The organism is Rhodococcus sp. CX, assembly GCF_015865005.1.
GTDB lineage: Bacteria > Actinomycetota > Actinomycetes > Mycobacteriales > Mycobacteriaceae > Rhodococcus.
This window is the reverse complement of sequence record NZ_JADZGH010000189.1, coordinates 6,846-16,590: the sequence shown is the minus strand read 5'-3', so window position 1 is coordinate 16,590 and position 9,745 is coordinate 6,846. Positions and strand designations below refer to the sequence as shown.

The window sequence follows — 9,745 nt, the reverse complement described above, 5'->3', positions numbered from 1 at the left end:
GCGCTGCTGGCCGGGGCGGTGGGCACCGGGATCGTCGCCGCCGGGGCCGCGGTGATCGTGGGTCGTGGTGGCACCGAGCCGATCCCGGACGCCCCGCGCGCCCCCGGGATCACCTCGGTCCTGCGCGCCTCCCAGGTGCAGCTCGCGCTGATCGCGATGACCTCGCTGGATCTGCTGCTCGCCCGCATGGTGCTCGACGCCGACGCCGCCGGTCTGTACGCGCTGGGCGCGGTCGCGACGAAGGTCGCGTTCTGGCTGCCGCAGGCCGTCGGTGTGGTGCTGTATCCGCAGATGGCCAACCCGACCCGGTCCGGGGAGGCGGTCCGGTCCGCATTGACGGTGATCGTCGGGATCGGGGCGGTGGTCGTCGCGGGCGCCGCGCTGTGTGCCCCGCTCGTGCCGCTGCTCGTCGGCGACGCCTACGCCCCGGTGCAGTCGCTGCTGTGGGTGTTCGCGCTGCAGGGCGCGTGCCTCGCCGTCCTGCAGGCCGGTCTGCTGTCGGCGATCGCGAGCGAACGCACCCGTCTGGCGGGAGTCGCGTGGCTCGGCCTGGTCGTCGAGGCGGTGCTCATGACCACCGTGGCGTCCACGGTGCAGCAGTTCGTCGCCGTGGCGGTCGGGGTCGCGGCGGTCACCGCCGCGGTGGTCGCGGTGCTCGCCGTGCGCGCGGCCGGACCAGCCGTCCGGAAGAAGTCCTGAACACCTCGGCTGCGGCCCAACTGAAGAACTCGCGCGCCGGAACGGCAGCCGCACACGTGAATTCCGCATGCGCCTGTCCGTTCGCCGCGCGGCCGATTCGACGCTGATACGCGCGAACGCCCGGCCGGGAATCCCGGCCGGGCGTTCGCGTGAGCTCTCGACGGTTACTGCTCCGACGGCGGCTTGCGCAGATCCGTCTTCGGGATCTCCTGCGTCGCGTCGGTGGTCCAGTCCCGCTGCGGCGGGTTCTGTCCCGCGTCGGTGCGCGGGATGACCTGGGTGTCGTCGTTGGTCAGGTCCCGCTGGGTCGGAGCGGCGTGCGCCGGGCCGGACGGGGTGGTCGTGGCCGGGCCGGCCGGAGCCGGGCCGCCGGCAGCGGCGGCCGGGGTGCCGCCCTTGCCGCCGCGCACACCGAGCACGATGCCCGCGATCAGCGAGATGGCACCGAGGATGCCGAGGATGATCGGGACGGTGCGGCCGAACGTCGACAGCTGGTCCTGGCCGTCCTTGGCCTGTCCGACCTGGTACTCGATGGTGTCCTGGTCGAACGGCAGCGTGACCTTCAGGACCGTCACCTCGGGCTTGTCGGCCTCACGGGCGTAGTACTGGTACTGCTGCTCCTGGCCCTTGATGACGACGCCGGTGATCGGATCGACCCACAGGTCACGGACGTTGGTGTACCAGCGGACCATCGTGACCGGCGCATCGCCGCCCTCGACGCCCCACGTGGAGGCCGGCAGGCTCAGCTTGTACGACGGGTTCGACGGATCGGCCTTCGACAGGTCGACCGGATCGATCGTGTGCTGGAAGTGGTAGACCTTGACGCCGCTGATCTCTTCCTCGCCCTTGTACTCGATCTCGTAGTTCTCACGGGCGTTCAGATCGAAATAGGGGTAGTTCTTCTGCTCCACGTCGAACGGGAACTTGTACTGCAGGCCGTCACGGTTGTCGATCTCCGTGGGCGGCGCGGTCGCCGAGGTCTGGATGGTGCTCACACGATCCGGGTACTCCTCCGCCGAGACCGGCATCGAGGTGACACGGTCGACGGTCACCCGGTCCACGGTCGCGGACACCAGGCCGGTGTCTCCCTGCATGTCCAGGCGACGCACCGTCTGGCCGGCCTGCAGCGTCATGATGTCGGCGTTCGAGGGGTCCTCGACCGTGACGAAGCGCTGCGCGACGATCGGGACGTTCGTGTCGACCTGCGCCTTACCGGAGAGCAGCGCCCTGGAATTGAGGATGTCGCCGGTACCCTCGGCCACAGTGGTGACCTCGAGATCGAGCGGCGTCTTCTTCAGCTTGCCCACTGTGTAGGTCGGCACCAGCAGCGCGATCGCCAAGAGGAACGTCCCCAGGCCCACCAACACCAGCGCAAGTTTCCGGCCCGAGCCCGATCGCTCAGCCATGCTGTCTCTCCTCACTCAACGGTTGTCATCGAGTACCCCCACCGGCAGCAGGGCTGCACGGATCGTCTGGTGTACGACAATGCGGACACCACGTGAGCCCAGACACTAACAGCCGACAGTGGTTGTGCGTACGTTCGGATCGCGGAAGAACCCGGACTTCCGGGACAGTACGCATCCCGGGCACACTGGTCGGCGATGACCAATCGACCCGATGCCGGTGCCTCACCTCGTGGCGCGACCGGCTTCCTGCCGGCCCTCGAGGGCATGCGCGGCTTCGCCGCCGTGGGTGTTCTCATCACCCATGTGGCGTTCCAGACCGGTGCCGTGCACGATCCGGTGATCGGCCGGGTGTGGGGCCGGTTCGATCTCGCGGTCGCCCTGTTCTTCGCGTTGTCCGGTTTCCTGCTGTGGCGGCCGCACGCCGCGGCGGCCCGCGGATACGGTGTCGCGCAGCCGACGGGCCGTTATCTCGCCTCCCGGGCCGTGCGCATCCTGCCCGCCTACTGGACCGTCGTGTGCCTGGTACTGCTGTTGCTGCCGGGGGCGGGCGGCGGCTGGCGGGTGTGGGTGGCGAACCTGACGCTGGTGCAGGTGTTCGTGCCGCTGACGCTCACCGAGGGCCTCACCCAGATGTGGAGCCTGTCCGTCGAGGTCGCGTTCTATCTGGTGCTGCCGCTGCTGGCGCTGGCGTTGTGCCGGCTGCGCGGGGACGCCGCGCGGTTCCGCATCCCGGTGATCCTCGCGGCGTGCGCGCTGAGCTTGGTGTGGGTGTGGCTGCCGGTGGCCACCCCCGAGCACATCCATCACGACAACTGGCTTCCCGGTTACCTGCCGTGGTTCGGGGCCGGCATGCTGCTTGCCGAACTGGCCACCGTCGGCGGGACGTGGATGCATCGTCTCGCGGCGCGGCGCGCGCTGATGGCGGCGATCGCGATCGGCGCGTTCGCGCTCGCGACCACCCCACTGGGCGGGCCGGAAGGACTCACGGACCTCGAGCCGTGGCAGTACAACGGAAAGATCCTGCTCGGCGCCGTGATGAGCGCGGCGCTGCTCGCCCCGTTGACCCTCGCGCCGCGCAGCGACCACCGCATCCTGGCGTCGCCCGCCGCGCTGGCCGTCGGCCGCTGGTCGTACGGCATCTTCATCTGGCATCTCGCGGTTCTGTCGATCATGTTCCCGGTGTTCGGCATCCTGCCGTTCCACGGCCACTTCTGGTTCGTGCTCGCGGTCACCGTCGTCCTGAGCATCGCGGTCGCGTCCGTGAGCTACGCGCTCGTCGAGGAACCCGTCCGCCGCGAATTCCACCGCAGGACGCGGGCGAAGCGCGGCGACAGCGGCACGGTGGCCAGGCCCAGCGCGACCAGCCCGACGACCGCCGCGAACTGAATCAGGAACGAGTGGCCGACGTAGCCGCCCGGCGCCCGCCACGGGCCCGTCGACAGCATCGCCATCGCGATCATCGTCGCCGCACCGGTCGTCCCCACCAGGATCCGTGAGGCGGCGGTTTCGCCCCGGCGCGCGATGATCACGCCGATCGCCACGGCACCGGCCACCGCGACACCCGCCCCGACCGCGCCCGCCGCCACCGTCGCGACCGCGACGACCCCGGCGAGTCCGACGAGGGTGCTGCCCCACGGCCTCGGAGCGGGACCGGGCAGTTCCTGCTCGCGGCGCCGCCGCGGCCACCATGCCGCCGCGAACAGCGGGATCAGCAGCAGCAGTCCACCGAAGATTCCGGCGCGGTACCAGCGGTCCGTCGCGAACGCGAGGGTGACGGTGCCGCCGGTTCCGGCCGGCACGATCCAGCCCTGCTGCCAGCCGTCCACCACGACCGGGGTCAGCTCGCTGCCGTCCGGTGCGGTCGCGACCCAGCCGACGTTGGTGCTTTCCGGCACCACCACGATCCGTTCGGTGCCGGCGACCGGGACGTCGAGTTCGCGAAGATCCTCGGTCCACGTGCCGGTGGCGAGTTCGACCGGTGCGGGCACGGGCGGCAGCGCCCCCGGGACGGGCAGGTCCACGCTCGACACGACGAACGCGGCGCCCGGGGTGATGTCGAGGTGCACCCGGCCCGCGGGCAGCGCGACCGTGCCGGTGTCGCACAGGGTCGCGGGGATCTCCTCCCCGGAGGCGAGGGCGGCGACCGTCGTCGTCACCGACGTGCGGTAGGAGCGGCCCGCGACGGTCACGACCGGGCCGCTGTCGCAGCCGACGGTGACGGTCCGGTCGGCGGCCGGGTCCTGCGCCCCCAGCGGGCCGTCCTGCCCGAGGACGGTGATCTCGGCGAGGCCGGGCGGGGTGAGCTTCGCGAACCCGAGGATCGTGCGGTCCAGGACGTCGGGCCAGGCGACGAGACTGACCACGATCCGGTCCGTGACGTGCGGTTCCAGATCCACCCGGGCCGAGCGGACGTCGTCTCCGAGGTCGATGTCGCGCACCTGCGGTCCGTTGCCGAGGTTGACCGCGATCCGGGTCGGTGCCACCGGTAGCGCACCGAGGCTCGCGGCCACGTCGAGTCCGGTCACGAGTTCCGGCGACGGCAGTTGCAGGGTCAGGGTCGGGCGTGGTGCGCCGGGTTCGAGGGCGGATTCCGGCGCGGTCCAGGAGGTGCGCGGATCCCCGTCGGTCGCGGCGAACGCGGAGCCGGACAGGTCTGCGACGTCGGCGGGACCGGTCGCGGTGACCCGATCCGGCTGCGCGGCGAGCGCCTCCACCGCGGGACCGGGACGCGTCCGCACCCGCACCTGCGGCGCGACCTCGGTTTCCGCCGGCACCGACAGCGAACGGGTGAACGTGTTCGGTTCCTCCGGGGCCGTCGCCAGCCCGCGGGCGCACCGCACCCGGTCGGGGGTGTCGACGCAGCTGCCGCGGCCCGGGAACTCCTGGCTCAGCTGCCAGCCGAGCACGTCCGCGCCGTCCGGGACCGGCGGCAGTACGATGCGCCGGCGGATGTCGATGGGCCGTGGGTTCTCGCGGTCGGTGAAGTCGTCCACCGCGACCTCGGTGATGCCGAACTGGCTCCCGGCGGTGCCGTCCTCGGTGTGGGTGGCGGTGATGCGGATCCACGTCGTGGTCCCCAGCGGCAACGCGATCGTCTGTTCGCGGCCGGGTTTCTCGACCCGGACGGCGGTGGTGCCGCGGTCGGTTTCCAGCTCCAGCCACTTGACGGGCGAGCCGAGCACGCCCGGGCTCGTCGTCAGGTGCAGCATGCCGGCCTCGATCGGGGTGTCGAGGTCGAGCTGCAGCCACTGTCCGACCGCGGATTCGAGGCCGTTGCTGTGCCAGCCGGTGGTGGGGTCACCGTCGACGACGGCGGCCGGTCCGCTGCCCGGTGAGGTGCCACCGAGCTGCGTGGCGTCGGACGCGGCGCTGGAGACCCCGATGCGCGCGCCCTCCCATTCGGCGCGGACGAGGTCGGTGTCGGCGACCGGATAGTCCGGCACCAGGTTGTGGGTGCGTCGGGGATCGTCGGCTGCCCGGATCGTCGACGAGTGGTAGTCCACCTGCCCGTAGTCCGTTTCGCGGTCGGTGGGCGTGTCGGTGACGACCACCCCGTCGACGGGCAGCCCGGCGCGCTGCGCGTCCGCGGCCAGCAGCAGCGGGCCGGGCAGCGGCGGTTCGCCGCCGGCGAGTTGCAGCGGCGATTCGGGGCCGCCCTGGACCCGCGGAACCGACGCGGCGTCGACGACATACGGGCCGACGGGCGAAGAGCCCGGCACATCGACGCGGTAGATCTCGATCGCCGGATAGGCGGGCTGCAGATCCGCGTCCGCGACGAAGTCCTCGCCGAGTTCGCGGCGGATGTCCGGGCCGAACTCGGCGACCCGCACCAGGCCGGGGGAGCCGTCGAGGGCGCGGTGGACCAGTGCGCTGCGCGCGGCCGGGGACGTGTCGGGATCCAGATCGTTGCGGACGACCACGTAGCCGATGCCCTGGCCGCGCAGCGTGGCGGCGAGCCCGTCGGAGGGCCGGCCGTCGGCGATGAGCCGCTGCACCGAGTCGAGGGCGCGGATCGCGCCGGGCGGCACCAGCGGCACCGCGTCGCGGGACACCCACGGTGATTCGGCCAGGGCCTGGATCGGTTCGTCGCGGGTCAGACCCCAGATCTGGCTGCCGAACGGGGCGCCCGGCACGATCAGGGCGCGTTCGCCGCGGTCGGAGGTGTTCTCGCCGAGCCACGCCGCGGTCTCGTGCCAGTAGCCGGGGACCTCGTCGTAGGCGCCGCGCGGCGCGAGCTTGCCGGTCCACGCCAGGGAGGTCGCGAGGGTCGCGGCGACCAGGATCAGGGTGGTGAACGCGACCATCGGGTCCCGTTCGGGATGCGCGAAGGCGACGCGGGCGCGTCCCCACGGCACCGCCCCGGGCAGCGGCACCCGCCGCAGCAGGTGGGCCAGGCCCAGGACCAGCGGCAGCCGCACCAGCGGTTCGAGTTTGTGGACGTTGCGCAGCGCCGCCCCGCCGGAGTCGAGGAACAGGCGCACCTGCTCGGCGAACGGGGAACCGAGCTCACCGACATAACCCGCGCCGAGCCCGGCCACCCCGACGAACAGAATCAGCGTCAGACGGCCGCGTGCCGGCATCGAGCGCATCGCCAGACCGGCCATGCCCGCGGCGGCGAGGAGACCGGTCACGAGGACCGCGGCCGGCTGCGTCACGAGCACCGCCCCGGCGATGCGTTCGGGGGAGACGAACGGTGTCCAGCTGTCGGTGCCGCGCAGGATCTCCGCCAGCGACGCCCACTCGGTGGTGACCCCGGACGATTCGATGTAGTCGAGGAAGGGCGGACTGACCCTGCCGAGCAGCAGCAGCGGCACCATCCACCACAGCACCGCGAGAATGCAGCACGGGATCCACCGGATCGTGAAGTGCCACCACGCGCGGCCGGGCCGGTGCGCGAGCCACCACAGGCCGGCGACGAGGCAGGCCGCGGCGGTCGCGACCGCGTTGATCGCACCCATCAGCGCCACCGCGACCGCGGACTGCGCGGCCAGTTGCAGGGCCGAACGCCCGGAATCGCTGCGCGCGTACCGGACCACGGGCAGCAGCACCCACGGCGCCAGCATCATCGGCAGGGTTTCCGACGAGATCGACCCGAGGGTCGTCAGGACCCGCGGGGACAGCGCGAACACCACGGCGGCGAGAACCCGGGAACTGCGGCTGCCGATGCCCAGTGCTTCGGCGAGCCGCACGATGCCCCAGAATCCGGCGATCAGCAGCAGTGCCCACCAGATCCGCTGGGTGATCCACGGAGGCGCGTGCAGGATCTGCCCGGCCGCGAAGAACGTGCCGTGCGGGAAGAAGTAGCCGTACGCCTGGTTCTGGACCTGCCCGAGCGGGGCGATGCTGCTCCACTGGTGGGATGCGCGGGCCAGGAACCCCAGCGGATTCTGCGTCAGGTCGTACTTGGTGTCGGCCACGATGAGGCCGGGGACCTGCGCGAACGCAAGTACGAACGCCACCGCGGCGGCCGCGTACAACCACCGACGTGACAAGGGATCGGCGGACGGCCCCGGATCGTGCGGGGCCGTCACGCCGGAGGAAGTGCGTGAACTCGCAGCGTTGCCGGCGCCGTCAGCGGCTGCCGTACTCAACCTGGTTCAGGAGGGAGGAATCGGCGTTGCCGCTGCGGTCGATCTCCGGGCGGGTGTTGTCCTGCACCGCGGCGGTCACACCGAATACCGCTGCAGCACCGAGAACGGCGCCGATCACAGCGCTGCCCAGGCCGGGTCCAAGGAACTTCGCCATGCCCATCTCCCCATCGTCAAAACGTCGGCGCGGGACGTCCCCGCGCCGTTTCGCACCGCGTCAAGGTATCACCCGTGTCACACGGTGTGCCCCCACTGTGTGTCTCTGTCCGTGTGCCACGACGGTGTGCCCGGAATCAGAGGCCGAGCGTGCCGAGCAGTGTCCGCAGCTTCGCGGTCGTCTCGTCGAGTTCGGCGTCGGGGTCGGAATCGGCGACGATCCCGCCGCCCGCCCACGCGAGGGCACGCAGCCCGTCGGAGCTGATCTCCGCGCAGCGGATCGCGACCAGCCAGTCGCCGTCCCCGGCGGCGTCGCACCAGCCGACGGCACCGCCGTAGAAGCGACGATCGCCCTCGACGGCCCGGATCGTGGCGAGCGCCGCCTCGGTGGGGGTGCCCGCGACCGCGGGTGTCGGATGCAGCACCGTCGCGAGGGTCAGGGCGTCGGTGGCCGGGTCGCGCAGTGTCCCGGTGATCGGGGTCGCCAGATGCCACACGTCGGGGGTGCTCGTCAGCACCGGGGTCTCGCGGATATCCAGCTCGGTGCACAGCGGACCGAGACGGTCGCGGATCCACGCGGTGACGTAGGCGTGCTCGGCGAGGTTCTTCGCGGACGCGAGGAGGTCGCGACCGGCCGCCTCGTCATCGGCGGGGTCGGCGCAGCGCGCGGCGGTCCCGGCGAGCGGCCGGCACGTGACGGTGCTGCCGCGCCGGCTCACCAGAACTTCCGGGGTCGCGCCGACGAGGGTGTGCCCCCAGTAGCGTTCGCCGGCGGCACTGAGGTCCACGGCGTAGGTCGCGGCCGTCGGGTGCCGGGCGACCATGCGCGCGGCGACGGCGAGGGCGTCGAGCGGCTCGTCCGCGTCGAGGGCGACCGACCGTGCGGCGACGACCTTGCCGAACTCGCCGAGTTCGAGCCGTTCGATCAGTGTCCGCACCCGCGCGACGTGGATGCGCGGGGGCGGGTTCTGCGCGGCGACCCGCACCGGCGGCAGTGCGTCGAGGTCGTCGGGTGGGGTCCACGGCCCGTCGGTGACGGTGCTCTCCTCGGGCTGCATCAGCGCCGGCGGGCGCTCCGGGTCGAAGGGCAGGGCCCCGACGATCAGATCGGCCTCGTCGCGTCGCAGCGCCCGTGACGCCTCGGCGGCGGTGTCGTACAGGCGTCTGATTCCGGTGGTGCGGAGGGTGCGCTCCGGGCGCGAGAGAAGGAAGCCGTCCATGATCGCTCGACGATATCGCCCGGCGGCGACGGCGGTGCGCCTAGCGTCCCGGCGGCACGATCAGCACCGGCCGGTGGCTGTGGCGCAGCACGTGGTCGGCGACGGAGGACTGCAGCAGGGACCGCAGCCCGGTGGTGCCGCGGGTTCCGGTGACGATGATGTCGACGTCGAGTTCGTCGGCGGCCTCGATGATCGAGGTCCACACCGCGTTGACGATCTCGACGGTGCGGCCCTCCGCCTGCAGGCCCGCCGCGCGCGCCAGTTCGAGGCCTTCGGAGTTGGTGACCTTGGCGTCGGTGAGCGCCACGTCCTCGCTGTCCTCGTCGGGAACCCATTCGGGTTGCATCACCCCGGAGAGCCCGGACATCCGTGCGGCCTGGCGCACCATGGGTTCCCACGCGGTGACGACGACGGCGCGGCAGGACTCGAGGAAGCGGCCCGCGTATTCGACGGCGCGCTTGGAGTTTTCGGAACCGTCGTAGGCAATGAGGATCAGATCTGCGGGCATCGCACACCCCTTGGGTCGAAACCGGCTGCTCGGGGTGCACATTACCGTTCCCGGCGGGCTGTGGGAGCCGACTGTGCGATGGTCGGCTACCGTCGATGTCCATGCGTATCCGTCACAGTCTCGTCGCCGTGCTCGCCGCCGCGACCGCGGTCGCCGGCTGCGGCGGGA

General features: G+C 71.8%; 5 protein-coding genes and 2 pseudogenes. 2 read left to right on the top strand and 5 right to left on the bottom strand.

The annotated features are described in order from the left end of the window. Positions 1 to 699: pseudogene (locus I0Q12_RS20255) on the top strand (polysaccharide biosynthesis protein); the annotation flags it as partial. A 164-nt stretch (positions 700 to 863) separates the two neighbouring features. Here the strand turns inward: I0Q12_RS20255 and I0Q12_RS20250 are convergent. After that, positions 864 to 2,105, bottom strand: coding sequence for a DUF3068 domain-containing protein (locus I0Q12_RS20250; protein WP_197253988.1), 1,242 nt, complete (start codon positions 2,103 to 2,105; stop codon positions 864 to 866). A 195-nt stretch (positions 2,106 to 2,300) separates the two neighbouring features. Here I0Q12_RS20250 and I0Q12_RS33345 point away from each other — a divergent pair. After that, positions 2,301 to 3,299, top strand: a pseudogene (locus I0Q12_RS33345) (acyltransferase family protein); the annotation flags it as partial. A gap of 71 nt (positions 3,300 to 3,370) precedes the next feature. Here the strand turns inward: I0Q12_RS33345 and I0Q12_RS20245 are convergent. From I0Q12_RS20245 to I0Q12_RS20230, 4 genes are all read right to left on the bottom strand, one after another. After that, the gene (locus I0Q12_RS20245) at positions 3,371 to 7,636 is read right to left on the bottom strand and encodes an alpha-(1->3)-arabinofuranosyltransferase (RefSeq protein WP_307846368.1); all 4,266 of its coding nucleotides are present in this window, start codon (positions 7,634 to 7,636) and stop codon (positions 3,371 to 3,373) included. A 40-nt stretch (positions 7,637 to 7,676) separates the two neighbouring features. Next, positions 7,677 to 7,850, bottom strand: a complete 174-nt coding sequence (locus I0Q12_RS20240; RefSeq protein WP_072812050.1) for a DUF2613 domain-containing protein — start codon at positions 7,848 to 7,850, stop codon at positions 7,677 to 7,679. 136 nt (positions 7,851 to 7,986) lie between these two features. Further along, entirely contained in the window at positions 7,987 to 9,069 is a 1,083-nt protein-coding gene (locus tag I0Q12_RS20235) for an isochorismate synthase MenF (RefSeq protein WP_197253984.1), read from the bottom strand. A 40-nt stretch (positions 9,070 to 9,109) separates the two neighbouring features. Beyond that, positions 9,110 to 9,577 carry a universal stress protein gene (locus I0Q12_RS20230; protein WP_197253982.1) on the bottom strand — a complete coding sequence of 156 codons (468 nt, stop codon included), beginning with the start codon at positions 9,575 to 9,577 and terminating at the stop codon, positions 9,110 to 9,112. Between the last annotated feature and the right edge of the window lie 168 nt (positions 9,578 to 9,745).